Genomic DNA, 551 nt, shown 5'->3' with positions numbered 1-551 from the left:
TCTACTTTCAGCTTGTTCGTCTGGCCCAGAGCCGAGTGAACAGGTTGAAGTAACTGTACCCACCAATCAGTTATTGTCTAATAACCCTGACTTGTTTCAGTTTTACAACGAGTGGCACGGCACGCCCTATCGACTTGGCGGAACGCAAAAATCTGGAATCGACTGCTCGGCTTTCGTTCAAAGAGCCTTTGTCGCAGCGTATCAACTCGCCCTACCAAGGACGACAAAGCAGCAATCCACACAAGGCGTTGAGCTGAGTTGGACGGATGCCAAACAAGGAGATTTGGTGTTTTTTAAAACTCGACGAAGCACCTACCACGTTGGAATCTACTTGGGGAACAAGCAGTTTATGCACGCATCAACGTCTAAAGGGGTAATTATTTCTAGAATCGACAACCCTTACTGGGCGTCCAAGTTTTGGCAAGTAAGAAGAGTTACCTTGTAACCCTTCTTATTGTTGGAATAGTGTTTAGCTGAATATTAGAGGGCATACTCGACATTTGAACATTAGTCGTAAGTGGCGACTGCGGTATCAAATAGGTTTTTCACTA

At 45.4% G+C, this 551-nt stretch carries 1 protein-coding gene; it reads left to right on the top strand.

Going from position 1 to position 551, the window contains the following annotated elements:
- Window positions 1-445: C40 family peptidase (locus tag R7Q09_RS27675; protein ID WP_318144151.1), on the top strand; the 445-nt coding region annotated here is incomplete at its 5' end.
- Window positions 446-551: the final 106 nt, after the last annotated feature.

The sequence above is a fragment of the Vibrio sp. 2130-1 genome (genome assembly GCF_033339515.1).
This window is presented reverse-complemented; position numbering and strand designations above follow the sequence as displayed.